This window comes from Caulobacter sp. BE254, from assembly GCF_031457295.1.
In the GTDB taxonomy this organism is placed as follows: Bacteria; Pseudomonadota; Alphaproteobacteria; order Caulobacterales; family Caulobacteraceae; genus Caulobacter.
In genome coordinates this window covers 214,836-240,789 of the sequence record NZ_JAVDWJ010000007.1, presented here as the reverse complement: position 1 = coordinate 240,789, position 25,954 = coordinate 214,836, and the positions used below count along the sequence as shown (strand labels likewise).

Sequence of the window (25,954 nt, the reverse complement as noted above, 5' to 3'; positions counted from 1 at the left end):
AGCGCTCGACGACAGCGCGCCGACAGTTCCGTGTCGGGTTTCCGACGGAACGGCGACGGTGTGGTGACGGCGGCCGTGCGTCCTTCGAGGCCCGCTTTCGCAGGCGCCTCAGGATGAGGAGCCTTGCTGCTTCTGACTTCCTCATCCTGAGGTGCGAGGCGGAGCCGAGCCTCGAAGGACGTAAGGCGCTCGCCGAAACCCGCCGGGAACATTGCGGAATCCCGCCCCGGACGCTATCTGAGCGCCCGACCCCCCGATCCCGGATACCGAAGAGGCCGACGCCCCCCATGGCTCAGCAATATATTTTCCAGATGCAAGGCCTGACCAAGGCCTATCCCGGCGGCAAGAAGGTCTTCGAGAACATCTGGCTGTCGTTCTATTCCGACGCCAAGATCGGCGTCGTGGGCGTCAACGGCTCGGGCAAGTCGACCCTGCTGAAGGTGATGGCCGGGATCGATAAGGAGTTCTCGGGCGAGGCCAAGGCCGCCGAGGGCATCCGCCGCGGCTACCTCCCGCAGGAGCCGGTGCTGGACCCGACGCTGGACGTCTGGGGCAACGTCATCGCCGATTGCGAGGACAAGCAGATCTTCGACCGCTACAACGCGGCCGCCAACAAGCTCGGCGAGGAATATTCCGACGAGCTGATGGAGGAAATGACCAAGCTCCAGGAGATCATCGACGCCCGCGACCTGTGGGACATCGACTCCAAGGTCGAGATGGCCATCGACGCCCTGCGCTGCCCGCCCAACGACGCCAATATCGAAAACCTGTCGGGCGGCGAGAAGCGCCGCATCGCCCTGGCCCGCCTGCTGCTCAGCAAGCCCGACATCATGCTGCTGGACGAACCGACCAACCACCTGGACGCCGAGTCGGTGGCCTGGCTGCAGCATCACCTGGAAAACTTCCCGGGCTGCGTGATCCTGGTCACCCACGATCGCTACTTCCTGGACCAGGTCACCAAGTGGACGCTGGAGCTCGATCGCGGCAAGGGCATCCCCTACGAGGGCAACTACTCTGGCTGGCTGGAGCAGAAGACCAAGCGCGTCGTGCAGGAGCAGTCGGAGTCCGACAGCCGCCAACGCGCGCTGACCCGCGAACTGGAATGGGTGCGCAGCTCGCCCAAGGCCCGCCAGTCCAAGTCTAAGGCCCGCCTGGCGAGCTACGAGGAAATGGTCTCGGCGCAGGAGAACGCCCGCGCCGCCCAGACCCAGGCGCACATCCAGATCCCGCCCGGCCCGCGCCTGGGCAACCTGGTGCTGGAAGTCACCGGCCTGGAGAAGGAATACGGCGACAAGGTGCTGTTCAAGGACCTGTCGTTCAAGCTGCCGCCCAACGGCATCGTCGGCGTTATCGGTCCGAACGGCGCCGGCAAGTCGACGCTGTTCAAGCTGATCACCGGCCGCGAACAGCCCGACCAGGGCACGGTCAAGGTCGGCGAGACGGTCAAGCTGTCCTACGTCGACCAGAGCCGCGACGCCCTGGATCCGAACAAGACCATCTGGCAGGAAGTTTCGGGCGGCACCGACGTGATGGTTGTCGGCAAGCGCGAGATCAATTCCAGAGCCTATGTCGGCAGCTTCAACTTCAAGGGCGCCGACCAGCAGAAGAAGGTCGGCCTGCTGTCGGGCGGTGAGCGCAACCGCGTCCACCTGGCCAAGACCCTGGCCACCGGCGGCAACCTGCTGCTGCTCGACGAACCGACCAACGACCTGGACATCGAGACCTTGCAGGCCCTGGAAGAGGCGCTGGAAGAGTTCGCCGGCTGCGCCGTGGTCATCAGCCACGATCGCTGGTTCCTGGACCGTCTGGCCACCCACATCCTGGCCTTCGAGGGCGACAGCCACGTCGAATGGTTCGAGGGCAATTTCGAGATGTACGAGGAAGACAAGAAGCGCCGCCTGGGCGCCGACAGCCTGATCCCCAAGCGCATCAAGTTCCAGAAGTTCGCGCGATAAGGCGAACGGATCGTCTAACGCGCAACGGGGCGGCCTGCGAGGGCCGCCCCGTCGTCGTTCGGGCCCAAGCCTATTTCGGTTCGGTCGGCGCGCCGGGCGTCGTGGTCGAGGGAAGGTTCGAACCCGGGGCCGGGGTCGAGGCGTCCGGCATGGTCGGCGGGGTGGCCGGCATGCTGGTCGAGGAGTCCGACGGCATGGTCGATGAGGTCGGCGGGTTCACCGAGCCGTCGGGGGTCGTCGAGGTCGAGCTCGACGTCGAGGCCGAGGTGTCGGTAGCGGGCGCCGTGGCCGAGGTGTCGGTCGACATGCCGGTCGAGGCCGAGCCGCTCCACCAGTCCTTGCTGGCCCGGACCTTGGGCGAGGCCTTCAGATAGGCGTCCAACTGGCTGTAGGGGATCGGCTGCGGGGGACTGGCCGCGGCGGTCGAGCCCTTGGACTGGGGCGCGGCCGAGGCGGCTCCGGCGACGAGCACGGCCAGCGCGACGCCGGCGGCGAGGGTTCTGATCATCATGGGGAGGTTCTCCAGAACTGGCGCGTCCACGGGATCGCGTCGCTCAACAAAACCCCTGAGCGTGACCGCAGTTCACAGCTTGACCTTTGCGACCGTCGGAACCTGGGTCCATGCGAGGGGGTTTTGAGAGGCCGATTCCCCGCCCGGCCCGGAGACAAGATGATCAAGGCGTTCGTCGAGGGGCGGCATGAAGCCTTGCGTGATCACTATTCCGGGACCTGGCGGCCAATAGCGTTCGCCAGGAACTGGAGTAGCTTGATCTGGCGAAACTGATCCCGATCTTTCAGGAACAGATCGCGGAGGCGCGGCCCGTGTTGGTCGCGCGCGTTATCCGGGATGGAGAACAGCATGCCCCAAACGCCCGCCGAGAAGCCCCACATCGTCCTCTCGCACGAGATGCTGATGCCGCTGCAGCCGCTGCTCGAGGGGGCTTACCAGGTGCACAGGCTTTGGGACTATCCCGACCACCTGGCGTTCCTGGATGGGCCGGGGCGACAGGTGCGAGCCATCGTCCACGCCGGCGAGCTGGTGCTGGCCAAGGACCTGCTGTCGGAGATGCCGCGACTGGGCCTGATCGCCTGCGTTAGCGTCGGCTATGACGGCGTCGACGTGCCGTGGTGCAAGCAGCACGGCATCGCCGTCACCCACTCGACGGGCCTCAACGCCGCCGACGTCGCCGACCACGCCGTGGGCCTGGTCCTGGCCGCCTGGCGCGGCATCGTCGAGGGCGACCAGAAGCTGCGCAGCGGCCACTGGACCAGCATGGAGCGGATGAGCCCTCGCCACGGCCTGCGCGGCCGCAAGGCGGGCATCGTCGGCCTGGGCCATATCGGCGAGGCCGTCGCCCGGCGGCTGGATGCGTTCGAGCTGAAGGTCTCGTGGTGGGCGCCGCGTCCGAAGGACACTGACCGCCCGCGCGCCAAAAGCCTGCTGGACCTGGCCCGCGACAGCGACATCCTGGTGGTCTGCGCCCGGCCGGACGCCAACAACCGTCACCTGATCAACCAGGCGGTCATCGAGGCCCTGGGGCCGCAGGGCCTGCTGGTCAACGTGGCGCGCGGCTCGCTGGTCGACGAGGACGCCCTGATCGCCGCGCTGAAGGACGGTCGGCTGGGCATGGCGGGGCTGGACGTGTTCGATCACGAACCGACCCCGGCCTCGCGCTGGGCCGGCGTGCCGCACACGGTGCTGACCCCCCACACCGCCGGGGCGACCCTGGACAGCATCCCGGCCATGGTCGGCTTGACGGTCGAGAACCTGCGGCGGTTCTTCAAGGGCGAGGCCCTGGCCTCGCCGGTGGACGGCTAGGGCTTCGGAGACCGAAAACCTCGTCCTTCGACAAGCTCAGGATGAGGTTTTCTACTGCTCGGGCATGTAATTGGTCCTCATCCTGAGCTTGTCGAAGGACGAGGACCACGCACGGCCTTGATGTCGATCCGACCTAGTCACACACTTGGGCCAAGGATTGCGCGCGCGGGATATCCGCAACGCCGAGGAGGTCCGGATGGCCAAGGTGCTGGGGTTGGGCGGGGTGTTCTTCAAGGCCGAGGACCCGGCCGCGGTCCGCGACTGGTACGCCCGGGTGCTGGGGTTCGAGGTGCAGGACTGGGGCGGGGTCATGTTCAAGTCTCTCAAGACCGGCTTCGCCAACTGGTCGCCGTTCGCCGCCGACACCCGCTATTTCGAACCGTCCCAGGCGCCGTTCATGATCAACTTCATCGTCGACGACCTGGACGGCGTGCTGGCCAAGGCGGCCGTCGAGGGCGTGGAGCCGACGGGGCGGCAGGACGAGGACATGGGGAAGTTCGCCTGGTTGATCGACCCGGCCGGGGTGAAGATTGAGCTTTGGGAGCCGTCGAAGCCGTCTCCAGAGGCATAGTTTGCCGCGCCGGGCCGCCGGGATTTCGGTCGTGGCGGTCGCGGCCTGGTCGGATTTCGCTTGCCAAACGGGACATAAAGATATCTTTATATCCCCATGAAGACGTCGGCCGAACAGGTTGTGGATTTGCTGCGCGCGGCAGGGGAATCGACCCGCCTGCGAGTGCTGGCCCTGCTGGCGACCGAGGAGCTGTCGGTGCTGGAGCTGTGCCGCATCCTCGACCAGAGCCAGCCGCGGGTGTCGCGGCATCTGAAGCTGCTGGCCGAGGCCGGGCTGGTCGAGCGTTTCCCCGACGGCGCCTGGGTCTTCTACCGCCTGGCGCTGAAGTCGCCGGGCCGCGTGCTGATCGACCAGGCGCTGAGCCTGATCGACGCCGACGACGCGACAGTCCGGGCCGACGCCGAAAAGCTGACCCTGGTGCGGGCCGAGCGCACCGCCGGCGCCCAGGCCTATTTCGCCCGCAACGCCGCCCGCTGGAACGAGATCCGCTCGCTCTATGTCGACGAGGCCGAGGTTGAGGACGCCATCCTGAAGGCGGCCGGCGAGGGGCCTTTCGACGAGATGGTCGATCTGGGCGCGGGCTCGGGCCGCATGCTGACGCTGTTCGGCCGGCGGGCCGGCGCGGCCCTGGGCCTGGACCTGTCGCAGCAGATGCTCAACATCGCCCGCGACGAGGTGGCCAAGGCCGGCCTGGCGCGCTGCGAGCTGCGCCACGGCGACATCTTCGCCACCGGCCTGCCGGGCGGTTGCGCCGACCTGGTGACCGTGCACCAGGTGCTGCACTATCTGGGCGATCCCGCCGCGGCGGTGGCCGAGGCCGCGCGCCTGGTGGCCGCCGGCGGCCTGCTGCTGATCGCCGATTTCGCGCCGCACGAGCACGAGTTCCTGCGCGAGGTCCACCAGCACCGCCGCCTGGGCTTCGCCGACGTCGAGATCCTGCCGTGGATCGAGGCCGCGGGCCTGGTCCCGGACAGCAACATCGCCCTGCCGCCGACCTCGGCCGAGGGGCTTACCGTCAAGATCTGGACGGCCCGCCGTCCCGCCGTGAAATCCGCCGAGAGAAGCGCCGCATGACCCCGCCCGCCAGCCCGTCCGCCAGCCCGTCTCACGCCCGCCGCGTCATCGGCCCGGTCGCTCGCGCGGGCGAGCGCACCGACCGCCCGCGCGTCTCGTTCGAGTTCTTCCCGCCCAAGACCGAGCAGATGGAGCAGAACCTGTGGGCGGCGATCAACCGCCTGGCCCCGCTGGACCCGGCCTTCGTCTCGGTCACCTACGGGGCCGGCGGCTCGACGCGCGAGCGCACCCACCGCACGGTCAAGCGCATCCTGGACGAGACCAGCCTCAAGCCCGCCGCCCACCTGACCTGCGTCGGCGCCAGCCGCGCCGAGGTCGACGAGGTGATCCGCGAATACTGGGAGACCGGCGTGCGCCACGTGGTGTCGCTGCGCGGCGACCCGCCTCCCGGCGAGGGCGGCATCGGCGGCGTCTACGCGCCCCGCGAGGACGGCTACAGGAACGCCACCGAGCTGACGGCGGCCCTGAGGGCCATCGCCCCGTTCGAGGTGATGGTCGGGGTCTATCCGGAAAAGCACCCCGAAAGCCCGTCGATCGCGCACGACATCGAGGTGCTGAAGGCCAAGGTCGACGCCGGCGCCACCCTGGCCATCAGCCAGTTCTTCTTCGACACCGACGCCTTCCTGCGCTTCGTCGACAAGGTGCGAGCGGCCGGGATCACCATCCCGATCGTGCCGGGCGTCATGCCGGTGACCAATTTCAAGGGCCTGGTGAAGATGTCGGCCGCCTGCCAGACGGCGGTGCCCGGCTGGCTGGCCAATCTGTTCGACGGCCTGGACGAGGACGCCGACACCCGCCGGCTGATCGCCTGCTCGGTGGCCTCGGAGATGTGCGCCAAGCTGCAGGAGCAGGGCTTTTCCGACTTCCACTTCTACACCCTGAACCGGGCTGACCTGGTCTATGCGATCTGCCGCGTGCTGGGCGTGCGCGAGGTCGCGCCGGCGCCGTCCCCGATCTCGGCGGAGGCCGCGGCGTGAAACGCGCGGCGTCGATCCTGCTGGCGGTCGTCGCCCTGGCGGTCTTCGCGCCGGGCGCGACGGCGTTCGCCGCCGATCCGGCCAACTGGTCCAAGCCCATCCGCCCCTACCGGGTGGTCGGCAACATCTATTATGTCGGGTCCGAAGGACTGTCGGCCTGGCTGATCTCGTCGTCGGAAGGCCACGTGCTGCTGGACAGCGGGCCGTCGCCGGCGGGCGCCAAGCTGATCGAGGCCAACATCCAGGCCCTGGGCTTCAAGCTCTCGGACGTGAAGGTCCTGATCAACTCCCACGCCCATTTCGACCACGCCGGCGGGCTGGCCCAGCTGAAGGCCGACACCGGCGCCAAGGTCTGGGCCTCGCGGCCGGACGAGCCGGCCCTGAAGAAGGGCCAGCACTTCGGCGACAACGACAATGGGCTGACGCCGTTCGCGCCGGTCAAGGTCGACAAGGGGTTCGGCGACGGCCAGAAGCTGAAGCTGGGCGAGACCACCCTGATCGCCCACTTGACGCCGGGCCATACGATCGGCTGCACCACCTGGACCACCCAGGTGGTCGACCGGGGCCGGCCGCTGAACGTCACCTTCCCCTGTTCAGCCTCGGTGGCCGGCAACGTGCTGGTGGGCAACAAGACCTACAGGACCATCGTCGCCGACTATCGCGCCACCTTCGCCACGCTGAAGGCGCTGCCGACCGACGTGATGCTGCCCAGCCACGAGGAGCAGGGCGGTCTGTTGGCCAAGCGCAGGAAGATGCTGGCCGGCGACGTCAACGCCTTCATCGACCCGACCGAGCTGGCGCGCTATGCGGCGACCTCGGAAGAGGCGTTCGACAAGGAGCTGGCCCGCCAGCAGGCCGCCCGCAAGCCGTGACACGTGCGCGAAGGCGCGAAATTGAGTCCCGCTTCCTCGCGAAGCGCTAGAAAGACCCGAACGGCCGGAGCCCCACCTTCCGGCAGGAGCCGACCATGACCGATCTCACCACCCGGGCCGGACGCATCGCCGCCCTCAAGGCCGCCGCCAAGGAACGCATCCTGATCCTCGACGGCTCGTGGGGCGTGATGTTCCAGAAGAAGAAGCTGACCGAGGCCGACTATCGCGCCGAGCGCTTCGCCGACTACGACGGCCAGATGAAGGGCAACAACGACATCCTGTGCCTGACGCGGCCCGACCTGGTGGCCGAGCTGCACGACGCCTATTTCGCCGCCGGCGCCGACATCTCCGAGACCAACACCTTCTCGGGCACCACCATCGCCCAGGCCGACTACGGCCTGGACGCGGCCGTCGTGCGTGACATCAACTACGAAGGGGCCCGCATCGGCCGCCAGGTCGCCGACCGCTGGCTGGCCGAGCATCCGGACAAGCCGCGCTTCATCGCCGGCTCGATCGGGCCGCTGAACGTCATGCTGTCGATGTCGTCGGACGTGAACGATCCGGGCGCGCGCAAGGTGACCTTCGACCAGGTCTATCAGGCTTATCGCGAGCAGGTGGCGGCGCTGTACGAGGGCGGGGTCGACCTGTTCCTGATCGAGACCATCACCGACACCCTCAACTGCAAGGCCGCGATCAAGGCGATCCTGGACCTGCGCGACGAGGGCCACGAGGAGCTGCCGATCTGGATCAGCGGCACCATCACCGACCGCTCGGGCCGCACCCTGTCGGGCCAGACGGCCGAGGCGTTCTGGAACTCGATCAAGCACTGCAAGCCGTTCGCGGTGGGCTTCAACTGCGCCCTGGGCGCCGACCTGATGCGACCGCACATCGCCGAGATGGCCCGCATCGCCGACACCCTGGTCGCCGCCTATCCCAACGCCGGCCTGCCCAACGCCATGGGCGAGTATGACGAAGAACCGCATCAGACCGGCCACCAACTGCATGAGTGGGCCAAGGACGGCATCGTCAACATCCTGGGCGGCTGCTGCGGCACCACCCCCGACCACATCCGGCATGTGGCCGACGAGGTGCGCGGCCTGACGCCCCGCGCCATCCCCGAGCGCCCCAAGGCCATGCGCCTGGCGGGTCTGGAACCGTTCGAGCTGGCTTGAGACCTTTCACGATGCGCACGACGATCCTCTTTGGCGGCATGAGCCGCGAGCGCCTGGTCTCGGTGGCCAGCGCCAAGGCCTTGGCCAAGGCCTTGCCGGACGCCGACCTGTGGTTCTGGGCGCCCGACGACCAGGTCTATGTCGCCAGCGACGCGGTGCTGCAGGCCCACGAGCGGCCGTTCGAGATCGACCTGCCGACCGAAGGCGCGCCGATCGGCGGGATCGAAGCCGCGCTCGACAAGGCCAAGGCCGAGGACCGCGTGCTGGTGCTGGGCATGCACGGCGGCGCGGCCGAGAACGGCGACCTGGCGGCTCTGTGCGAGGCGCGCGTCGTGGCCTTCACCGGTTCGGACTCGGCCTCCAGCCGCCTGGCCTTCGACAAGATCGCCACCAAGGCCGCCGTGGCCAAGGCCGGCGTCGTCGCGCCCTCGACGGTGGCCCTGGCCGACGCCCCGGCGGCGCTGGCGAAGTACGGCAAGCTGGTCGCCAAACCGGTGGCCGACGGCTCCAGTTACGGCCTGATCTTCGTCAACGAAGCCGCCGATCTTGAAAAGCTCAAGGCCGCCGCCGCCCGCGAGGCCTACGTCATCGAGCCGTTCGTGGCCGGGGCCGAGGCCACCTGCGGGGTGCTGGAGCAGGACGGCCAGGTCTTCGCCCTGCCGCCGGTCGAGATCCGCCCCGCCGACGGCGCGTTCGACTATGTCGGCAAGTACCTGGCCAAGACGACGGAAGAGATCTGCCCGGCCACCTTCGCGCCGCAGGTCAACGCCGCCATGCAGGAGGCCGCCCTGAAGGCCCACAAGACCGTGGGGGCGGGCGGCTATTCACGCAGCGACTTCATCGTCACGCTGGACGGCCCGATCTTCCTGGAGATCAACACCCTGCCGGGCATGACGGCGGCCTCGCTGTATCCAAAGTCGCTGAAGGCCCAGGGGATCGCGTTCAAGGATTTCCTGGACGGTCAGATCGCCCTGGCGGTCGCCCGCGCCGGACGCGTCAGCGAGGGGGCGGCCTGATCATGGAAGCCTGGGCCAACGGACCTTTCGACAACGACGACGCCTTGGACTTCATCGACGACCTGGCCGAGGCGCCGGAGTGGCGCACCGTCGTGCAGGCGCTCGACTACGTCACCAAGACGGCGGGCTATCTGGAAGCGCCGGAGGGCTCGATCGCCGTGGCGGCCGCCGCCATCGTCGCGGCGTCGGTCGGCGACGTGGCGATCCTGCCCGACAACCATCGCGAGCTGAAAGCCGCCCTCGGCGCGCCGCCAGAAGGCGCGGTCGCCCTGGCCCGATCCGCCCTGGCGCGCGTTGTCGCTCCAGCCTCCGAACTCGACGAACTCTGGCAGGAGGGGGACGACCACGACGCGTGGCTCGCCCAGATCGCCGCCCTGCAAACGACCTTGAGTACACGCCCATGAGACCCGTCTTCGTCAACATCGGTGAGCGCACCAACGTCACCGGATCGGCCAAGTTCAAGAAGCTGGTCGTCGAGGGCGACTATTCGGCCGCGCTGTCGGTGGCCCGCCAGCAGGTCGAGGCCGGCGCCCAGGTCATCGACGTCAACATGGACGAGGGCCTGCTGGACTCCAAGCAGGCCATGGTCACCTTCCTGAACCTGATGGCCGCCGAGCCCGACATCGCCCGGGTGCCGGTGATGATCGACAGCTCCAAGTGGGAGGTGATCGAGGCCGGCCTGAAGTGCGTGCAGGGCAAGGCCATCGTCAACTCGATCTCGATGAAGGAAGGCGAGGCCAAGTTCATCGAGCAGGCCCAGCTGTGCCTGCGCTACGGTGCGGCCGTGGTGGTCATGGCCTTCGACGAGGTCGGCCAGGCCGACACCGCCGCCCGCAAGATCGAGATCTGCGAGAAGGCCTACACCATCCTGGTCGACAAGGTGGGCTTCCCGCCGGAAGACATCATCTTCGACCCCAACATCTTCGCGGTGGCGACGGGGATCGAGGAGCACGACAACTACGCCGTCGACTTCATCGAGGGCACGCGCGAGATCAAGAAGCGCTGCCCCTACGCCCGAATCTCGGGCGGGGTGTCGAACGTCTCATTCAGCTTCCGCGGCAACGAGCCGGTGCGGCGGGCCATCCACTCGGTGTTCCTGTACCACGCCATTGCGGCGGGCATGGACATGGGCATCGTCAACGCCGGCGACCTGCCGGTCTATGACGCCCTGGATCCGGAGCTGCGCGAGGCCGTCGAGGACGTGATCCTCAACCGCCCGCAGCGCACCAACGTCTCCAACACCGAGCGCCTGGTCGACATGGCCCCGCGCTACAAGGGCGACAAGAGCCAGGCTCAGACCGCCAATCTGGAATGGCGCAAGGGCACGGTGAACGAGCGCATCACCCACGCCCTGGTCAACGGCATTACCGAGTTCATCAACGAGGACACCGAGGAAGCCCGCCTGTCCGTCGAGCGGCCGCTGCACGTCATCGAAGGCCACCTGATGGACGGCATGAACGTCGTCGGCGACCTGTTCGGCTCGGGCAAGATGTTCCTGCCGCAGGTGGTCAAGTCGGCCCGCGTCATGAAGCAGGCCGTGGCCTGGCTGGAGCCGTTCATGGAGGCCGAGAAGGCCGGCAAGCCGCGCGAGCAGGCCGGCCGCATCCTGATGGCCACGGTCAAGGGCGACGTCCACGACATCGGCAAGAACATCGTCGGCGTCGTGCTGCAATGTAACAACTACGAGGTCATCGACCTCGGCGTGATGGTGCCGGCCGACCGCATCCTCGACGAAGCGCGCAAGCACAATGTCGACATGATCGGCCTGTCGGGCCTGATCACCCCGTCGCTGGACGAGATGGTGTTCGTGGCCTCGGAGATGGAGCGCCAGGGGTTCACCATGCCGCTGCTGATCGGCGGGGCCACCACCAGCCGCACCCACACGGCGGTCAAGATCGAGCCGGCCTATCGCAACGGCTCGACGACCTATGTGCTGGACGCCAGCCGGGCGGTGGGCGTGGTCTCGGGGCTGCTGTCGGCGAGCGAGCGCGACCGCCTGCAGGCCGAGACGCGGGCCGAATATGTCCGCATCCGCGAGCAGTACGCCCGCGGCCAGACGGCCAAGGCGCGCACCAAGATCAGCGACGCCCGCAAGCGCAAGTTCGCCATCGACTGGGAAGGCTATACGCCGCCCAAGCCGACCTTCATCGGCGCGCGGACCTTCGAGCCGTCGTTGGAAGAGCTGGTCCCGTTCATCGACTGGTCGCCGTTCTTCGCCAGCTGGGAGCTGATCGGCCGCTTCCCGCAGATCCTGGAGGACGACGTGGTCGGCCAGGCGGCCACCGACCTCTATCGCGACGCCCGCGCCATGCTCGACAAGGTGGTGGCCGAGAAGTGGTTCGGGGCCAAGGGCGTGGTCGGCTTCTGGCCGGCCCAGGCCGACGGCGACGACATCGTCCTCTACACGGACGAAAGCCGCTCGACCCAGCTGGCCCGCCTGTTCACCCTGCGCCAGCAGATGGACAAGTCCGAGGGCAAGGCCAACCTGGCCCTGGCCGATTTCGTCGCGCCGATCGGGCAAGGCCCCGACTACATGGGCGGTTTCGCCGTCACCGCCGGCCACGGCGAGGATGAGATCGTCAAGCGCTTCAAGGACGCCGGCGACGACTACAGCGCCATCATGGCCTCAGCCCTGGCCGACCGCCTGGCCGAGGCCTTCGCCGAGTGGCTGCACTACAAGGCCCGCGTCGAGCTGTGGGGCTATGCGCCGGACGAGTCGCGCGACGTCGACGTGATGATCGCCGAGAAGTACCAGGGCATCCGCCCGGCCCCCGGCTATCCGGCCCAGCCCGACCACACCGAGAAGGGCACGCTGTTCAAGCTGCTGGACGCCGAGGCGGCCACCGGCATGATCCTGACGGAAAGCTACGCCATGAGTCCCGGCGCGGCCGTGTCGGGCTTCTATTTCAGCCACCCGCAGTCGCACTATTTCGGGGTCGGCAAGGTCGATCTCGACCAGGTCGAGGACTATGCCCGCCGAAAAGGCTGGGATGTGGCCATGGCCGAGAAATGGCTGTCGCCGATCCTCAACTACGACCCGGGCGCGAGGGCGCGGGGCGAGGCGGCTTAGGGCCATAAAACGGAGGCTAGCCGCGGGTGGGTGCTGGGCGGGCGACGCCACGCGACCTCCGCGTGTCCTATGCCTCACTTTGCGGTAACATCAGCGCCATGGCTGAACAGCGCGCTCCTCGCCTTGCCGTGCTCATCGACGCGGACAATGCGTCTCCCCGCATCGCGCCGGGGCTGTTCCAGGAAATCGCCAAGATCGGGGAAGCCAGCCTCCGACGGATCTATGGCGACTTCTCGACCCCGCGCCTGAAGGGATGGACGGACGTGCTGTCCGTCCACGCGATCATGCCCTACCAGAACTTCGCCCATACACCGGGCAAGAACGCGTCGGACATCGCCCTGGTGATCGACGCCATGGACCTGCTGCACGCGGGCCGCTTCGACGGATTCTGTCTGGTGTCGTCAGACAGCGATTTCACCAGGCTGGCGGCTCGCATTCGCGAGCAGGGCGTCGATGTCTACGGCTTTGGGGAACGCAAGACCCCGGAGAGCTTCCGGCAGGCCTGCAGCCGGTTCGTCTATACCGAGAACCTGCTGCCCGAGGCTTTGGCCCCGATATCGCCCGACCACGTGCCCACCACCCTCGTTTCGGCGCGTCAGCCGCCGACCGCGGCGGTCCCCCTGATCCGAACGGCCCTGGCCCAGCTGGATGTGGACGAAGGGGGCGGCTGGATACCCTTGGGCCGGGTCGGCCAGCAACTTGCGATCCTCGCGCCCGATTTCGATCCACGAACCTACGGTCAGGCCAAACTAAGCGACCTCGTGACCAAGGTCGGCCTTTTCGAAATCCGAAGCTCGGAGGCCGGCGCGGTTCAGATCAGGACGAAGCCCACCCAGGGGGTGCGTGTCCGCAAGGCGTGAGGTCGGGGGGCGAGGTTCCGGGGGCTTGGGCCTGCCCTGTCGGGGGCCTTGAAGCTCGACGAGCTTAGTCCAGCAAGCTGGCCAACCTTATTGCCAGTTCCGGCGCCAGCAACGCCGCCACCTCCATGTCAGCCTCGAACGACCGAACCGATCGATAGCCCTCGTCCGTTGGATCGCGATGGACGATCACCCGCCGCGCTTCGACATCCACCACCCAATAGTCGCGCACGCCATGGTCGGCGTAGATCGCCGCCTTCAGGCCCAGGTCGCGCGACAGGCTGTCGTCGCTGACCTCGATCAACAAGGTGACATCGCCGCCCGACAGTTCCTGCGGCTTGAAGGCGCGCGGATAGAGCATCAGGTCGGGTTCTACGAACAGCATTTCTGCCAGGTAGAGCGTGGTCTCGACGCCGAGGATCAGGTTGTCGGAGGCCTTGCGCGCCAGCCAGCGGAGCAGGGCGCTCTTGGCAATTTCGTGGTCGTTCCTCTTGGCGGCCATGACCACGAGCTCCCCCCCGATCAGCTCGACATTCTCGTCCTCCTGCATCACGCCGGCCTCGACCATGCGGAACACGTCCTGCGTGGTGAACAGCCGGCGGGGCAGGTCAGCGGAGGGGCGAACGGGCGCGTTCATGGGGCGAGATTAACACGGTGGACCAGGCCGCGCACCCAGCGCTCATACCTGAGGCGGACACCGTTCCGCCGTCTCCTTCAGCCGCTCGATCAGCCAACGTCCCGCCGGTCCGGGCGGGGCGTCGGGGCGGTGGGCGGCGTACCAGGGCATGATGAAGCCCGCGGCGGGCGCGTCGCTCAGCTTGATCTCCACCAGAGCGCCCGACTTCAGGTCGGCTTCGACTCGATCCGACGGCATGCCGCCCCAGCCCAGGCCGGCCAGCAGGAAGGCGTGCTTGGCGCCCAGGTCGGCCAGGCGCCAGGTGCGGGGCGAGAACACCCCATACTCGCGGCCCTGGGTCAGAGACGAGCGATCGGTCAACACCAACTGCACGTGGCGCGCCAGTTCCTCGGTCGGAACCGGGCCCTTGAAGGCGGCCAACGGATGGTCCGAGGCGGCGACATGGATCAGGCGCAACGATTGGAGCTGCTCGCGCACCAGGGTGACGGGCATGTCGGGCAGGGCGCTCATCACAGCGAAGGCGCAGCGGCCGTCCAGGACGGGCTGCATCACCGCGCCCAAGGCCTCGACGTGCACGCGCAGCGCCGTGTCGGGGAAGTGGGCCTGGAAGTCGCCGATCGCGTGGGTCAGGACGTGCATCGGGAACATCACGTCGACGACGATCGAGACCTCCGGCTCCAGTCCGCCTGCGAGGCTGGCGGCGCGGGCCTTGAAGGCGTCCATGCGGCCCGCCACTTCGCGGGCCTCGACGACCAGGGCCCGGCCGGCTTCGGTCAGCACCGGCAGGCGGGCGGCCCGGTCGAACAGGCGCACGCCCAGCTGGCCTTCCAGATTGGCGAGGGTCTGGCTGACCACCGACTGGGCGCGCCCCAGCCGGCGGCCGGCCGCCGAGAAGCTGCCCTCGTCGGCGGCGGCGAGGAAGGTGCGCATCTGATCGAGCGTGACGCCGTCCAGCATGTATCTGTCCTGACGATGGATATTATCTAATCATATAGGCTGCCGCGCTGGTTGGGGAAGGCCTAGATCGTTCGTCGCGCCAGAGGGCGCTTCGGAGTTCCAAGGTCATGAAACTGCTTCACATCGATTCCAGCATCCTGGGCGCAGGCTCGGTGAGCCGCACGCTGTCGGCCGCGATCGTCGCCGCCCAGACCGCACAGCATCCCGGCCTGGAGATCGTCCGCCGGGACCTGGCCGCCCAGCCGCTGGACCACCTGACGGGCGCCCATCTGGCCGCCGGCCAAGGCGCGACGCCGGAGAACGCCGCCCTGGCCGCCGACATCGCCTCGGGCCAGGCCGCTCTCGACGAGTTCCTGGCCGCCGACATCGTGGTGATCGGCGCGCCGATGTACAACTTCTCGATCTCCACCCAGCTGAAGGCCTGGATCGATCGCGTCGCCGTCGCCGGCCGCACCTTCCGCTACACCGAGAACGGCCCCGAGGGCTTGGCCGGCGACAAGACGGTGATCATCGCCTCGTCGCGGGGAGGCCACTACGGCGAGGGCGCGCCCGCCGCCGGCCTGGACCACCAGGAGACCTACCTGAAAGGCCTGTTCGGCTTCCTGGGGGTCACCGACCTGCGTTTCATCCGCGCCGAGGGCGTGGCCCTGGGCGAAGAAGCCCGCGGCAAGTCGCTGGAGGCGGCCCAGGGCGAGATCCTGAAGCTGGCGGCCTGACCCACGGCGCCCAACGCGTGGCGCGATCCGGCCAGGGCGGGAAGGCTCGTGCGCCTTTCCGCCCGTCGGCGTCGCGGGCCAGAGCTTGACCTGAAGTTGCGATGCCCCCACTGCTTTGTCCCGCGCACAGTGGCGCTTTAGGACCTACGGGGGAATTTGATGACCGACGCGACCGCGCCCACCTCGGGCGAGACGCTGACGTTTGGCCAGACGCTGAAGTCGTCGGACTTCGTCGGGCTGGGGATCAAGAACGGCCTGCTGAACATGGTGACGCTCGGCGTCTACAGCTTCTGGGCCAAGACCGCGACGCGGCGAAGCATCTGGGAGAAGGTCAGCCTGAACGGCGAGGCCTTCAGCTACACCGGCAAGGGGCTGGAACTGTTCCTGGGCTTCCTGTTGGGCATGGCGATCCTGTTCGTGCCTTACGTGGCGCTGGTCATCCTGACCGTGGTCAACCCACTGTTCATGCTGTTGATCATCCCGTTCTACGTCGCCCTGATCGTGGCGCTGGGCGCGGCGACGTTCATGGCGTTCCGCTATGTCGCCGGTCGCACCGTCTGGCGAGGCACGCGGTTCCAGCTGGCGGGCTCGCCGGCCAAGTTCGGCTGGTCCTATCTGGGCTATTTCCTGCTGTTCTGCGTGACGCTGGGCTGGTTCTCGCCGGCCATGACCATGCGGCTGTCGGGCAAGCTGTGGGGCGGTCTGGCGTTCGGCGACAAGAAGCTGGATTGGCGGCGTTCGGACAAGGAAGGCCTCTATGGCCCGTTCACCCTGGCCTGGCTGGTCGGCTTCTTCGGCTATATCGGCTTCATCGCCCTGATGGCGCCGGCGATGATGGCCAACGCCCAGGCCGGCGGCGCGCCGGACGTGGCTCTGGTCGGCAAGCTCTACGCCTATCTGCTGGTCTATATCCTCGTCGTCGTGGTGGCTTCCGCCGCCTATCACGCGGCGCTGATGCGGGCCGTGATCACGGCGATCCGCGTCGACGAGGTGCAGTTCTCCATCGCGGTGAAGGCCGTCGACCTGATCGTCCTCAGCCTGACCAACGTGCTGATCCTGATCTTCTCGCTGGGTTTCCTGCTGCCAGTGGTCGAGGCGCGTTCGGCGCGCTTCGTGCTGTCGCGTCTGTCCAGCACGGGCACGGTCGACCTCTCGAACGTCCGGCAGGCGCCGGCCAGCTCCGGCGCCGACGAGGGCCTGGCGGACGCCTTCGGCATCAGCACGTTCTGATCCGACGGACTCGGCGCGAGGGCGTGGGCGTCCCCGGCGAACTCGGCTAGGTTTCCCGGCGAATCCGGGAGGCCAGCGTGAGCCAGTTCAATCGACGTGACGTCCTGGCGCTGAGCGCCGCGACACTGGCCGTGGCGACGGCTGGCAAGGCCGCGGCGGCCGCCGCGCCCGGCGACGCCGCCGCCGAGGCGCTGCTGGCCCAGGTCGCTGAGGACCTGATGCGGGAATATCCCGAGAACGCCTCGGCCCTGGGTCTGGACAAGGGCGAGCGCGCGGCCCTGAAGTCCAGCCTGACCGACCGCTCGCTGGAGGGCCGGAGCAAGCTGGCGGCCGCCGCCAGGGCCCGCGTGGCCCGGATGAAGGCGGTCGACCGCAAGGGCCTGAGCCCCGCCGCCGCCCTCGACCTCGGCGTCGTCCAGACGGCCCACGAACTGGCCATCGAAGGCTTCGACTTCCCCTATGGCGACGCGATCGGCCTGTCGTCGCAATGGTCCTATCGCAACGCGCCCTATGTGGTGGCCCAGAACACCGGGGCCTTCGTCGAGACGCCGGACTTCCTGGACAGCCTGCACGGCGTGGCCAATGCGGCGGACGTCGAGGCCTATTTGCATCGCCTGGAGCTCTACGCCGCGCAGCTGGACGGCGAGACGGCGCGGCTGAAGCACGACGGCGCGATGGGGGTGATCGCCCCCGACTTCCTGCTGGACAAGACCCTGAAGCAGCAGAAGGGCGCCCGCGCCCAGCCCGTCGCCGACCGGGGCCTGGTCACCTCGCTGGCCCGCAAGGCCAAGGATCTTCCGGGCGACCACGCGCGCCGCGCCGCCGCCATCGTCGAGGGCAAGATCGCCCCGGCCATGGACCGCCAGATCGCCGAACTGACCGCCCACCGGGCCAAGGCGACCTCAGACGCCGGCGCCTGGAAGCTGCCGAACGGCGAGGCCTATTACGCCTGGGCGCTGCGGGCCGGCACCACCAGCCGCCTGACGCCCGACGAGGTCCACCGGATGGGCGAGGAGCAGCTGAAGGCGTTGTTCGCGCGCATGGACACGCTGCTGAAGGCCCAGGGCCTGACCCAGGGCAGCGTCGGCGCACGGATGAAGGCGCTGGGCGAGGACCCCAGGAACCTGTTCCCCAACACCGATGAAGGCCGAACCCAGATCCTGGCTTATCTGAACGGCCGGGTGGCCGACATCCGCACCCGCCTGCCGCGCGCCTTCGCCACGCTGGTTCCGGGCAACCTGGTCATCAAGCGCGTGCCGGTCGAGATTCAGGACGGCGCGCCCGGCGGCTACGCGGCGGCCGGCTCGATCGACGGAACCGTGCCCGGCAACTACTACATCAACCTGCGCGACACGGGCATGTGGCCGCGCTACGGCCTGCCGACCCTGACCTATCACGAGGGCCTGCCGGGCCACATCTGGCAGGGGGAGTACACCTACAAGCTGCCGCTGGTCCGCTCGCTGCTGGCCTTCAACGCCTATTCGGAAGGCTGGGCCCTCTATGCGGAACAGCTGGCCGACGAGCTGGGCGCCTATGACGGCGATCCGCTGGGCCAGCTGGGCTATCTGCAGTCCATCGCCTTCCGCGCCTGCCGCCTGGTGGTCGACACCGGCATCCACGCCAAGCGCTGGACCCGCGATCAGGCGATCGACTGGTTCGTGGCCACCAACGGCTCGACCCGCCAGGAAGTGCAGGGCGAGGTCGACCGCTACTGCGCCTGGCCGGGCCAGGCCTGCGGCTACAAGGTCGGCCACAGCGAGATCGTCCGCCTGCGGGGCAAGGCCCAGGCCGCCCTGGGCGCCCGCTTCGACCTGCGCACCTTCGACGACGCGGTGGTGATGGGCGGCAACGTCCCGCTGACCGAGCTCGAAGGGGTGATCGACGCTTACATCGTCGGAAAACGGACTGCCTGAGTCCCCATAAGCCGCTCATCCCGGCGAATGCCGGGATCCAGATGGACTAGCTGTGGGGCTGACGCCAAAAAACGCTGAGTTCTTTCAATCCATCACACCGCCAAGGGATCTGGGGCCCAGCATTCGCCGGGATGAACGGAAGGTGGGGCGGGCCGAGCCCTCTAGCCAAAACTCGCGCTTTGCGTTCATCCTGACACGCACGGAGGCGCACGACCTCCGGTGGGGCAGGGGGCGAAGGTGAGCGACAACGGCATCAGCCGCAGGACGCTAGGCGCGCTGACGATCGGCGGAGCGGCTAGCCTGGGCCTGGGCGGCTGCGACCGCGTCGGACCGACCGAGGCGACGATCCGGTCGCGCCAGTTTCCGAAGGACTTCGTCTGGGGCGTGGCGACGGCGGCCTTCCAGACCGAGGGCTCGCCGGTCGCCGACGGTCGCGGCCCCAGCATCTGGGACACCTTTGAAAAGCAGCCGGGCCGAATCAAGGACGGCTCGAACGCCGACGTCGCCACCGACAGCTACCGCCGCTACGCCGAGGACGTCGACCTGATCGCCGGGGCGGGCCTGAAGGCCTTCCGCTTCTCGATCGCCTGGTCGCGGGTGCTGCCCACCGGTGCGGGGACGGTCAACGCCGCGGGCCTGGATCACTACGAGCGCCTGGTCGACGCGTGTCTGGCCAAGGGGATCACGCCCTACGCCACCCTGTTCCACTGGGACCTGCCCCAGGCCCTGCAGGACAAGGGCGGGTGGAGCGCGCGCGACACCGCCAAGAGTTTCGCCGACTACGCCGCCGCGGTGGCCGGCCGGCTCGGCGACCGGCTCAAGCATGTCATCACCTTGAACGAGCCGGCCGTGCACACGGTGTTCGGCCATGTGCTGGGCGAGCACGCGCCGGGGCTCAAGGACATCGCCCTGCTGGGGCCGACCACCCACCACATGAACCTGGGCCAAGGCCTGGCGATCCAGGCCCTGCGCGCGGCCCAGGGCGACCTGAAGATCGGCACGACCCAGGCCTTGCAGCCTTGCCGCGCCTCGGGCGGACCGCTGGCGTTCTGGAACCGGCCGGCGGCCGACGGCCTGGACGGCCTGTGGAACCGCGCCTGGCTCGATCCGCTGCTGAAGGGAACCTATCCGGCGCTGATGGACGACTTCCTCGACGGCCACGTCCGCGACGGGGATCTGGCGACCATCCGCCAGCCGATCGACTTCCTGGGGGTCAACTACTACGCCCCCGCCTATGTGAAGCTGGACCTGGCCAGTCCCAGCCACATCGCGATCGGGGCGCCGCCGAAGGGCGCCGAACTGGACGCCTTCGGCCGGCAGATCGATCCGTCCGGCCTGGCCGAGGTGCTGGCGATGGTCCGCCGCGACTATGGCAACCCGCCCGTGCTGATCACCGAGAACGGCTGCTCGGACCCCTTCGGCGACGGCCCGGCGGTGACCGACGACGCCTTCCGCTGCCAGTACCTGCGCCGCCACCTGGAGGCGGTGAAGAGCGCCATGGAAGCCGGCTCGCGGATCGGCGGCTACTTCACCTGGACCCTGATCGACAACTGGGAATGGGACATCGGCTATACGTCGAAGTTCGGCCTGGTGGCCATGGACCGCGCTACCGGCGTGCGGACGCCCAAGACGTCGTATGGGTGGTTCAAGGGCGTGGCGACGACGGGGTTGCTGCCGGCCTCCTAGCGCCCTCTCCCATGGGGAGAGGGAGGGGCCCAAGCGAAGCTTGGGAGGGTGAGGGGTTCTGCGCCCGACGGCGTGCCGGCAGGGCGCTTGAGTGAAATCGGTGAGGGTGTAACCCCTCGCCCTCCCACCGCTACGCGGCGGGCCCCGCCCTCTCCCGCTGGGAGAGGGTTCTTTGTCTCTAGTCCGCCTTGCAGATCAGCACGTTCTTGCCGCCGCGCTTGGCGGGGACCAGGCTGCCGGCGCAGGGCTTGGGATCGTTCGGGTCGATGATGATCTCGCCCTTGGCGGCGATCGGCATGGCGGCGGGCTTGGCGCCGATCGGCGGCAGGGCCGTGGCGGTCTTTCTGGCGGTAGACTGGACCTTGGGCTTCGCGGCGGCTGGCGTCTTCACCGGAGCCGGGGCCACGGGAGTCTCGGCCACGGGGGCCTCCGCCACCGGCGCGGGCGGCGGCGCCTCGGGTTCGGCCGCGGGCGCGGCGGTCTCGGCCGGGCTGGAGGCCGGCTCCGGCGTCGGGGTTTCCGTGGCCGGAACGGCGCTTTTCTTGACGTTGTAGTTCAGGGCCTGGCCGAACAGGTTGGACTTGGTCTCCAGCGCCTTGGCGCGCGTGTCGCAGTCGCCGGGCGGGCTCCAGCTCATCCACACCTGGGCTAGGCGGGCCTTGTCGATCTGGTCGGCTCCGGTCCAGACCGAATGGCCCTTCTTGATGGCCGCCGCGCCATATTCCGAGATCGGGCGGGGGCTGGCCTTTTCGGCCGCGACGATGGCCGAGCGGTAGACGGCGAGGTCCTTCTTGGCCTGGTCGCGCATCGCCGGATATTCCTTCATGGCCGCCTTGAAGCCGTCGGGGCCGGGGAAGGTCTTCTCGATGCGGGTCACCTCCGGCATCACCTTGTCGTACAGCTCGACATAGCCGCCCAGCGCGCCGTAGCACCAGCCGACATAGCCGTAGTCGTCGGTCGGGGCCGTGGCGACGGGCTGGGTGCGGGGCGGGGGAGCCGAAGCGGTCGGCGCGGTGGACACTGGAGCGTCCTGGGCCAGCAGGGCCAGGGCGAGAAGGAAGGCGGTCGCCATGCGGGCGGAGGTCCTCTTGTAGGGCGTCGCTCAGAGAGTCGGTCGCGTTCGAATAGAGCATTTCCGGCCCGTTTGAGACCAGAGCGTGGCGCCGGCGTGTTTTGCACCGCCGTCGACCAAGCGGCGCCATAACGGCTGAACGGGCCAAAACGCTCCCGTTCGCGGCAAAGATTCCTGTACGCAGCCGAGCGTTGCGTGAGTCGCCACAGCTTCTGCACGTTACAAAGTTTCAATGTGCGCCGCAGCAAGCAGCGGGTGGGGGCGTGACGTTTTTGTGCTAGAAGGCAAAACGGGAGCGTGATCCGTTGAGAGGCGGGGGACGTGTCCGCCGTCATCACTCCGCCACGCTTCTGGACTTTCGTCACGGCATGACCTTCTGGCGTAACATCGCAACCCTCGCCGCGCGCCGGCTGGACATGGCCGAGTGCCAGGAATGTCCGCCCGGGCTGCCCGGTCAGGATCCTGCCTTCTCGACGGCGGTCACGGCGCTGGGCGCGAAGCTGGCCAAGGCCGACGGCTCGGCCGACGGCGACGAATACGCCGCCTTCGCCGAGGTGTTCCACCCCGACCCCGAGTCGGAGAACAACATCCACCGCCTGTACGACCTGGCGCGCCAGACGACGCACGGCTTCGAGAGCTACGCCAAGCGGCTGGCCAAGCGCTATCGCACCTGCCCGCAGATCCTCGAGGACGTGCTGGACGGCCTGTTCCACATCGCCAAGGCCGACGGGGCGGTGACCCAGGACGAGCTGAGCTACCTGGAGCGGGTGGCCGACCTGTTCGGCATGTCGCCGCTGTCGTTCCGTCGCCTGACGGCGACCCACGTCGGCACGGGCCCGGACGACCCCTACCGCATCCTCGACGTGCCGGCCGACGCCGACGACGCGGTGGTGCACTCGGCCTGGCGCGCGGCGATGTCGGAAGCCCACCCCGACCGCGCCCGGGCCCGCGGCCTGCCGCTGGAGTTCATCGAGGTGGCCGAAGCCAAGTCGGCGGCCATCAACGCCGCCTTCAGCACGGTGATGCGCGAACGGCGCGAATTGGCCGGTCTCGGCGCGAACTAGGGCGTCGGGCGGTTCAACAAGGCCGCCAATTCGCCATGGTTAGCGCCGAATTCATTTTACGGAACGATCCGGCGGGTGTTCAGTTGATGTTCAGGACTGGCGCCCCATCTTGATTCATAGGGCGGAGCACGCCTGCGAGGACGACCATGGAGACAGGCAAGGCTACCGGTATCGCTTGGCGCAGCCTGGTGACGCTCGCCGGCGCCGTGGCGACCTCGATCGCCGTCGCCGCCGCCGCGGTGATCGCGGTGGTGTTCGCCGCCACCCTGGTGGTGATCGGCTTCATGGCCACCGCCCTGCTCGGCCTCGCCGCCTTCGCCTTCCGCGGCCGCACCGCGCCCGCCGCCGCGCCCAGCGGCGACCCCGGCCTGATCGAAGCCCGCCACATGGGCGGCCATTCGTGGGTGGCCTACGGCTGGAACGAGCGGCGCTAGCTGGCGCGGCTGTCGGAATCGCGGTTTCTGGACTTCAGATCTTCGCCACGACCCCGATCGCCCCGGCGAGAAGCGGTGCGGTCATCGTCAGCAGGGCTGCAATCTCGTCGTGTTTGAGCACATTATGTGTGAGGAAGTCTGGCGCATCGCCTTCAACCGCGACAAGCTTCAAGCGACGCGACAGGCTTAGGACGGCAGGGACGGCGACGGCCACGAGGGCAAGGGAATAACCCGCGCCGAAATACAGGCGAGCACCCTCGGCGAAGGCCTGAACCTGCTCGGCGCCGTTGGCCAGGGTCGCGGCGGATACGCTTTCCTTCGTGGCGGCCTTTGCGGCCAGGCCGATAAAGACCGCCGGCCATTTCAGCCACTGGCCCATGAAGGCGGTTGAGTGGGTCAGCAGGATCGAAGCTAGGACGAGCTGAATCTTCAGGTCGCGTCGCTTGGCGTTCAAGCTTTGAGCGTTGTCGAGACCCGGTGGGTAATGCCGACTCAATACCGACACGCCAGCCAACATGACGACGACCGTCACGGTCATGGTCAAGACGAACAACAGACGCGTCGTCACACTAGCCATGAACGCAAACTGCGTTCCATAGGCCGGGAGCGCTATGGCTTCGGTCAGCTTGAACAACACGGGCGCATCCTTCAGGGGGTCCGGTCGCCACCATGGGCTCGCAAACAGGGCGACGCCGGCGATCAGCCAAACCAACAGGGCGAACACGAAACCCGTCAGGGCGAGGTTACGGAACAGGACACGCAGGCTGACCAGAACGCAGGCGGGCGCCAAGGCCAAGCCGCCCAGCACCAGCGCCATCCATTCCAGACGTCCGCCCGCTAGCACGACAGGGATTGCGGCATTGGCCTGGTAGGTTGTCAGCAGGTTCGAAAGACGTTCGTGGTCGGCTTGGCCGCCGACGCCAAAGCGCCATAACACGAGCTGCGCGCCCATGATGGCGACCGCCGGGAGGATCAGACCGAAAAACCCCCAGCGTCGCCCAAATCTGGCGAGACCGTCACCCCGATCGTTGATCATCATCATGTTCCCCCAGTGATCCACGGGCTTCGGGGTTAGGTCGAAGCTTGACCCTAGAATACTCCGAGTTCAACTCTTAGTGTATTTATTGTGGTGTCACAACTTCTGTCTGAGCTTCCTTGAGGGGGAACCTAGCCCTTGCCCTCCGTCGCCGCTTCCCCGACACTGCCTTCAAACAACTGTTTGGCCGCCAAGGCCCCGGGAGGACGACATGATCGGCGTGGTGGCGGTGCTGAAGGTTCAGCCGGACAAGACGGCGGACTTCGAAAAGGTCTTCCTCGGCCTGCAAAACAGGGTGAAGGCCAACGAGCCGGGCTGCCTCGTCTATCAGCTGACCCGCAGCAAGGCCGAGGCCGGGACCTACAAGGTGCTGGAGCTCTACGCCTCGGAAGACGCCCTGAAGGCCCACGGTTCCAGCGACTACTTCAAGGCCGCCGGCGCGGCCATGGGGCCGTTCATGGCCGGCCGACCCGAGATCGAATATCTCGACGCGGTGGAGTAGGGACCGCCGGGATCGTCGATCGTGCAACGGCGCCCATCGATCGCCGCACGTTCGCCTTCCCACGCAGGACTCAGTTTTTCTCTATAGTCTTTAAACGCAACCCACCCTTATAACCGCTGCTGACCTAGCCCTCCCGCGGAGCTCCCATGGCCCTCGACGCCCTGTTCAAGCCGTTCGAATTCAAGTCGCTGAAGCTGCCGAACCGGGTGGTGATGGCGCCGATGACCCGGTCGTTCTCGCCCGGCGGCGTGGCCACCAACGACGTCGCCGCCTATTACCGCCGGCGCGCCGAGAACCAGGTCGGGCTGATCGTCACCGAGGGCACGGGCGTGGCCCGGCCGGCCTCGCTGAACGACGCCAACATCCCGCGCTTCCACGGCGAGAAGGAGTTGGCGGCCTGGAAGAAGGTGGTCGACGAGGTGCACGCCGCCGGCGGCCTGATCGCCCCGCAGCTGTGGCACGTGGGCTCGGCCAAGGGCAAGGACGTGCTGGGCAAGATCGACAGCCCCTCGGGCCTGTCCAAGCCGGGCGGCAACCCGTTCACCGAACCGATGACCGACGAGGACGTGGCCGACACCATCGCCGCCTTCGCCAGCGCCGCCGCCAACGCCAAGACCCTGGGCTTCGACGCCATCGAGCTGCACGGGGCCCACGGCTACCTGATCGACCAGTTTTTCTGGAACGGCACCAACGTCCGCGACGACGTGTTCGGCGGTCCCGGCATCGCCGAGCGCAGCAAGTTCGCCGCCGAGATCCTCAAGGCCGTCCGCGCCGCCGTCGGTCCTGACTATCCGGTGATCATCCGCCTGTCGCAGTGGAAGCAGCAGGACTACGCGGTCAAGAACGCCGAGACCCCGCAACTGCTGGAGGCCTGGCTGCAGCCGCTGGCCGACGCCGGCGCCGACATCTTCCACTGCTCGCAACGGCGGTTCTGGGAGCCGGAGTTCGAGGGCAGCGACCTGAACTTCGCCGGCTGGGCCAAGAAGCTGACCGGCGCCCCGACCATCACCGTCGGCTCGGTGGGCCTGTCGGGCGAGTTCATCGCGGCGTTCGGCGGCGAGGGCAGCCAGCCCGCCTCGATCGACGGCCTGCTCGAACGCCTGGAGCGCGACGAGTTCGACCTGGTCGGCGTCGGCCGCGCCATCCTGCAGGACCCCGAATGGGTGGTGAAGATCCGCGACGGCCGCCAGGACGAACTGAAGAGCTTCGAGCGCTCGGCGCTGGGGGTGCTGTACTAGGCAGAGCGCCCAGGAAGATCCTCACCCTGTGGGGGAGGTGTCGGCGTAGCCGACGGAGGGGGGAGTTGGCCGAGGTGGGTCTACTC

At 68.1% G+C, this 25,954-nt stretch carries 25 protein-coding genes and 1 pseudogene; 19 read left to right on the top strand and 7 right to left on the bottom strand.

The genetic code is table 11. The features are described 5' to 3' along the window. Positions 1–76: 76 nt before the first annotated feature. Positions 77–212 (bottom strand): annotated as a pseudogene (locus J2X41_RS15110) (hypothetical protein); the annotation flags it as partial. 75 nt (positions 213–287) lie between these two features. Between J2X41_RS15110 and ettA the strand changes: the two are divergent. Then, positions 288–1,955, top strand: a complete 1,668-nt coding sequence (gene ettA, locus J2X41_RS15105; RefSeq protein ID WP_028039854.1) for an energy-dependent translational throttle protein EttA — start codon at positions 288–290, stop codon at positions 1,953–1,955. Between the two features lie 70 nt (positions 1,956–2,025). Here the strand turns inward: ettA and J2X41_RS15100 are convergent, their stop codons facing one another. Further along, a complete protein-coding gene (locus J2X41_RS15100) occupies positions 2,026–2,466 on the bottom strand; it encodes a hypothetical protein (protein WP_310082834.1) in 441 nt (146 codons plus the stop codon). 206 nt (positions 2,467–2,672) lie between these two features. Continuing rightward, positions 2,673–2,816: a hypothetical protein gene (locus tag J2X41_RS15095; RefSeq protein WP_310082833.1), complete on the bottom strand. Its 144-nt coding sequence runs from the start codon at positions 2,814–2,816 to the stop codon at positions 2,673–2,675. Between J2X41_RS15095 and J2X41_RS15090 the strand changes: the two genes are divergently transcribed. From J2X41_RS15090 to J2X41_RS15045, 10 genes are all read left to right on the top strand, one after another. After that, the gene (locus J2X41_RS15090; protein ID WP_310082832.1) at positions 2,815–3,774 is read left to right on the top strand and encodes a 2-hydroxyacid dehydrogenase; all 960 of its coding nucleotides are present in this window, start codon (positions 2,815–2,817) and stop codon (positions 3,772–3,774) included. The two genes, J2X41_RS15095 and J2X41_RS15090, sit on opposite strands and share 2 nt — an antisense overlap. A 196-nt stretch (positions 3,775–3,970) precedes the next feature. Further along, positions 3,971–4,345, top strand: a complete 375-nt coding sequence (locus J2X41_RS15085; protein ID WP_310082831.1) for a VOC family protein — start codon at positions 3,971–3,973, stop codon at positions 4,343–4,345. Between the two features lie 96 nt (positions 4,346–4,441). Continuing rightward, positions 4,442–5,419: a metalloregulator ArsR/SmtB family transcription factor gene (locus J2X41_RS15080; protein WP_310082830.1), complete on the top strand. Its 978-nt coding sequence runs from the start codon at positions 4,442–4,444 to the stop codon at positions 5,417–5,419. Continuing rightward, a complete protein-coding gene (gene metF, locus J2X41_RS15075) occupies positions 5,416–6,396 on the top strand; it encodes a methylenetetrahydrofolate reductase [NAD(P)H] (protein WP_310082829.1) in 981 nt (326 codons plus the stop codon). Before J2X41_RS15080 ends, metF begins: the two co-directional genes overlap by 4 nt. Then, entirely contained in the window at positions 6,393–7,268 is an 876-nt protein-coding gene (gene blaCAU, locus J2X41_RS15070; protein WP_310082828.1) for a CAU/MBL1b family subclass B3 metallo-beta-lactamase, read from the top strand. Before metF ends, blaCAU begins: the two co-directional genes overlap by 4 nt. 95 nt (positions 7,269–7,363) lie before the next feature. Continuing rightward, positions 7,364–8,440, top strand: a complete 1,077-nt coding sequence (locus tag J2X41_RS15065) for a homocysteine S-methyltransferase family protein (RefSeq protein ID WP_310082827.1) — start codon at positions 7,364–7,366, stop codon at positions 8,438–8,440. 11 nt (positions 8,441–8,451) lie between these two features. Continuing rightward, the gene (locus J2X41_RS15060; protein ID WP_310082826.1) at positions 8,452–9,456 is read left to right on the top strand and encodes an ATP-grasp domain-containing protein; all 1,005 of its coding nucleotides are present in this window, start codon (positions 8,452–8,454) and stop codon (positions 9,454–9,456) included. Positions 9,457–9,458: 2 nt separating this feature from the next. Further along, positions 9,459–9,860 carry a DUF4259 domain-containing protein gene (locus J2X41_RS15055; RefSeq protein WP_310082825.1) on the top strand — a complete coding sequence of 134 codons (402 nt, stop codon included), beginning with the start codon at positions 9,459–9,461 and terminating at the stop codon, positions 9,858–9,860. Beyond that, positions 9,857–12,526 carry a methionine synthase gene (gene metH, locus J2X41_RS15050; protein ID WP_310082824.1) on the top strand — a complete coding sequence of 890 codons (2,670 nt, stop codon included), beginning with the start codon at positions 9,857–9,859 and terminating at the stop codon, positions 12,524–12,526. Before J2X41_RS15055 ends, metH begins: the two co-directional genes overlap by 4 nt. A 98-nt stretch (positions 12,527–12,624) precedes the next feature. Continuing rightward, positions 12,625–13,386, top strand: coding sequence for an NYN domain-containing protein (locus J2X41_RS15045; RefSeq protein WP_310082823.1), 762 nt, complete (start codon positions 12,625–12,627; stop codon positions 13,384–13,386). A 64-nt stretch (positions 13,387–13,450) separates the two neighbouring features. Here the strand turns inward: J2X41_RS15045 and J2X41_RS15040 are convergent, their stop codons facing one another. Both J2X41_RS15040 and J2X41_RS15035 read right to left on the bottom strand, forming a co-directional pair. Beyond that, positions 13,451–14,020, bottom strand: a complete 570-nt coding sequence (locus tag J2X41_RS15040) for a Uma2 family endonuclease (RefSeq protein WP_310082822.1) — start codon at positions 14,018–14,020, stop codon at positions 13,451–13,453. Positions 14,021–14,062: 42 nt separating this feature from the next. After that, entirely contained in the window at positions 14,063–14,977 is a 915-nt protein-coding gene (locus J2X41_RS15035; protein ID WP_310082821.1) for a LysR family transcriptional regulator, read from the bottom strand. 107 nt (positions 14,978–15,084) lie between these two features. Here J2X41_RS15035 and J2X41_RS15030 point away from each other — a divergent pair, with 107 nt between their 5' ends. The 4 genes from J2X41_RS15030 to J2X41_RS15015 all read left to right on the top strand — a co-directional run bounded on the left by J2X41_RS15030 (position 15,085) and on the right by J2X41_RS15015 (position 20,522). Continuing rightward, positions 15,085–15,693 carry an FMN-dependent NADH-azoreductase gene (locus tag J2X41_RS15030; RefSeq protein WP_310082820.1) on the top strand — a complete coding sequence of 203 codons (609 nt, stop codon included), beginning with the start codon at positions 15,085–15,087 and terminating at the stop codon, positions 15,691–15,693. 159 nt (positions 15,694–15,852) lie between these two features. After that, complete coding sequence (locus J2X41_RS15025; RefSeq protein WP_310082819.1) at positions 15,853–16,923, top strand: DUF898 family protein; 1,071 nt, start codon at positions 15,853–15,855, stop codon at positions 16,921–16,923. 77 nt (positions 16,924–17,000) lie between these two features. Further along, on the top strand, positions 17,001–18,836 hold the full coding sequence (locus J2X41_RS15020) for a DUF885 family protein (RefSeq protein WP_310082818.1): 1,836 nt from the start codon (positions 17,001–17,003) through the stop codon (positions 18,834–18,836). 237 nt (positions 18,837–19,073) lie between these two features. Beyond that, the gene (locus J2X41_RS15015; RefSeq protein WP_310082817.1) at positions 19,074–20,522 is read left to right on the top strand and encodes a GH1 family beta-glucosidase; all 1,449 of its coding nucleotides are present in this window, start codon (positions 19,074–19,076) and stop codon (positions 20,520–20,522) included. 178 nt (positions 20,523–20,700) lie between these two features. Here J2X41_RS15015 and J2X41_RS15010 read toward each other — a convergent pair whose 3' ends face one another. Beyond that, on the bottom strand, positions 20,701–21,594 hold the full coding sequence (locus J2X41_RS15010; RefSeq protein WP_310082816.1) for a hypothetical protein: 894 nt from the start codon (positions 21,592–21,594) through the stop codon (positions 20,701–20,703). 368 nt (positions 21,595–21,962) lie between these two features. On the opposite strand from J2X41_RS15010, the gene J2X41_RS15005 reads away from it, so the two are divergent. Both J2X41_RS15005 and J2X41_RS15000 read left to right on the top strand, forming a co-directional pair. Then, on the top strand, positions 21,963–22,658 hold the full coding sequence (locus J2X41_RS15005; protein ID WP_310082815.1) for a DnaJ family molecular chaperone: 696 nt from the start codon (positions 21,963–21,965) through the stop codon (positions 22,656–22,658). Between the two features lie 146 nt (positions 22,659–22,804). Then, positions 22,805–23,092: a hypothetical protein gene (locus J2X41_RS15000; RefSeq protein WP_310082813.1), complete on the top strand. Its 288-nt coding sequence runs from the start codon at positions 22,805–22,807 to the stop codon at positions 23,090–23,092. 34 nt (positions 23,093–23,126) lie between these two features. Here the strand turns inward: J2X41_RS15000 and J2X41_RS14995 are convergent, their stop codons facing one another. Then, positions 23,127–24,134, bottom strand: a complete 1,008-nt coding sequence (locus tag J2X41_RS14995; protein WP_310082812.1) for a hypothetical protein — start codon at positions 24,132–24,134, stop codon at positions 23,127–23,129. 205 nt (positions 24,135–24,339) lie between these two features. Here J2X41_RS14995 and J2X41_RS14990 point away from each other — a divergent pair, with 205 nt between their 5' ends. Together J2X41_RS14990 and J2X41_RS14985 are read left to right on the top strand one after the other, a co-directional pair. Beyond that, on the top strand, positions 24,340–24,630 hold the full coding sequence (locus J2X41_RS14990) for a putative quinol monooxygenase (protein WP_310082811.1): 291 nt from the start codon (positions 24,340–24,342) through the stop codon (positions 24,628–24,630). A 146-nt stretch (positions 24,631–24,776) separates the two neighbouring features. After that, positions 24,777–25,868 carry an NADH:flavin oxidoreductase gene (locus J2X41_RS14985; protein ID WP_310082810.1) on the top strand — a complete coding sequence of 364 codons (1,092 nt, stop codon included), beginning with the start codon at positions 24,777–24,779 and terminating at the stop codon, positions 25,866–25,868. Positions 25,869–25,954 lie beyond the last annotated feature (86 nt).

What these genes read in the sequence shown, in the direction of transcription:
- ettA (WP_028039854.1), top strand. Translation starts at nt 288, where the DNA reads ATGGCTCAGCAATATATTTTCCAGATGCAAGGCCTGACCAAGGCCTAT.
- J2X41_RS15100 (WP_310082834.1), bottom strand. Translation starts at nt 2,466, where the DNA reads ATGATGATCAGAACCCTCGCCGCCGGCGTCGCGCTGGCCGTGCTCGTC.
- J2X41_RS15090 (WP_310082832.1), top strand. Translation starts at nt 2,815, where the DNA reads ATGCCCCAAACGCCCGCCGAGAAGCCCCACATCGTCCTCTCGCACGAG.
- J2X41_RS15095 (WP_310082833.1), bottom strand. Translation starts at nt 2,816, where the DNA reads ATGCTGTTCTCCATCCCGGATAACGCGCGCGACCAACACGGGCCGCGC.
- J2X41_RS15085 (WP_310082831.1), top strand. Translation starts at nt 3,971, where the DNA reads ATGGCCAAGGTGCTGGGGTTGGGCGGGGTGTTCTTCAAGGCCGAGGAC.
- J2X41_RS15080 (WP_310082830.1), top strand. Translation starts at nt 4,442, where the DNA reads ATGAAGACGTCGGCCGAACAGGTTGTGGATTTGCTGCGCGCGGCAGGG.
- metF (WP_310082829.1), top strand. Translation starts at nt 5,416, where the DNA reads ATGACCCCGCCCGCCAGCCCGTCCGCCAGCCCGTCTCACGCCCGCCGC.
- J2X41_RS15065 (WP_310082827.1), top strand. Translation starts at nt 7,364, where the DNA reads ATGACCGATCTCACCACCCGGGCCGGACGCATCGCCGCCCTCAAGGCC.
- J2X41_RS15060 (WP_310082826.1), top strand. Translation starts at nt 8,452, where the DNA reads ATGCGCACGACGATCCTCTTTGGCGGCATGAGCCGCGAGCGCCTGGTC.
- J2X41_RS15055 (WP_310082825.1), top strand. Translation starts at nt 9,459, where the DNA reads ATGGAAGCCTGGGCCAACGGACCTTTCGACAACGACGACGCCTTGGAC.
- metH (WP_310082824.1), top strand. Translation starts at nt 9,857, where the DNA reads ATGAGACCCGTCTTCGTCAACATCGGTGAGCGCACCAACGTCACCGGA.
- J2X41_RS15045 (WP_310082823.1), top strand. Translation starts at nt 12,625, where the DNA reads ATGGCTGAACAGCGCGCTCCTCGCCTTGCCGTGCTCATCGACGCGGAC.
- J2X41_RS15040 (WP_310082822.1), bottom strand. Translation starts at nt 14,020, where the DNA reads ATGAACGCGCCCGTTCGCCCCTCCGCTGACCTGCCCCGCCGGCTGTTC.
- J2X41_RS15035 (WP_310082821.1), bottom strand. Translation starts at nt 14,977, where the DNA reads ATGCTGGACGGCGTCACGCTCGATCAGATGCGCACCTTCCTCGCCGCC.
- J2X41_RS15030 (WP_310082820.1), top strand. Translation starts at nt 15,085, where the DNA reads ATGAAACTGCTTCACATCGATTCCAGCATCCTGGGCGCAGGCTCGGTG.
- J2X41_RS15025 (WP_310082819.1), top strand. Translation starts at nt 15,853, where the DNA reads ATGACCGACGCGACCGCGCCCACCTCGGGCGAGACGCTGACGTTTGGC.
- J2X41_RS15010 (WP_310082816.1), bottom strand. Translation starts at nt 21,594, where the DNA reads ATGGCGACCGCCTTCCTTCTCGCCCTGGCCCTGCTGGCCCAGGACGCT.
- J2X41_RS15005 (WP_310082815.1), top strand. Translation starts at nt 21,963, where the DNA reads ATGACCTTCTGGCGTAACATCGCAACCCTCGCCGCGCGCCGGCTGGAC.
- J2X41_RS15000 (WP_310082813.1), top strand. Translation starts at nt 22,805, where the DNA reads ATGGAGACAGGCAAGGCTACCGGTATCGCTTGGCGCAGCCTGGTGACG.
- J2X41_RS14995 (WP_310082812.1), bottom strand. Translation starts at nt 24,134, where the DNA reads ATGATGATGATCAACGATCGGGGTGACGGTCTCGCCAGATTTGGGCGA.
- J2X41_RS14990 (WP_310082811.1), top strand. Translation starts at nt 24,340, where the DNA reads ATGATCGGCGTGGTGGCGGTGCTGAAGGTTCAGCCGGACAAGACGGCG.
- J2X41_RS14985 (WP_310082810.1), top strand. Translation starts at nt 24,777, where the DNA reads ATGGCCCTCGACGCCCTGTTCAAGCCGTTCGAATTCAAGTCGCTGAAG.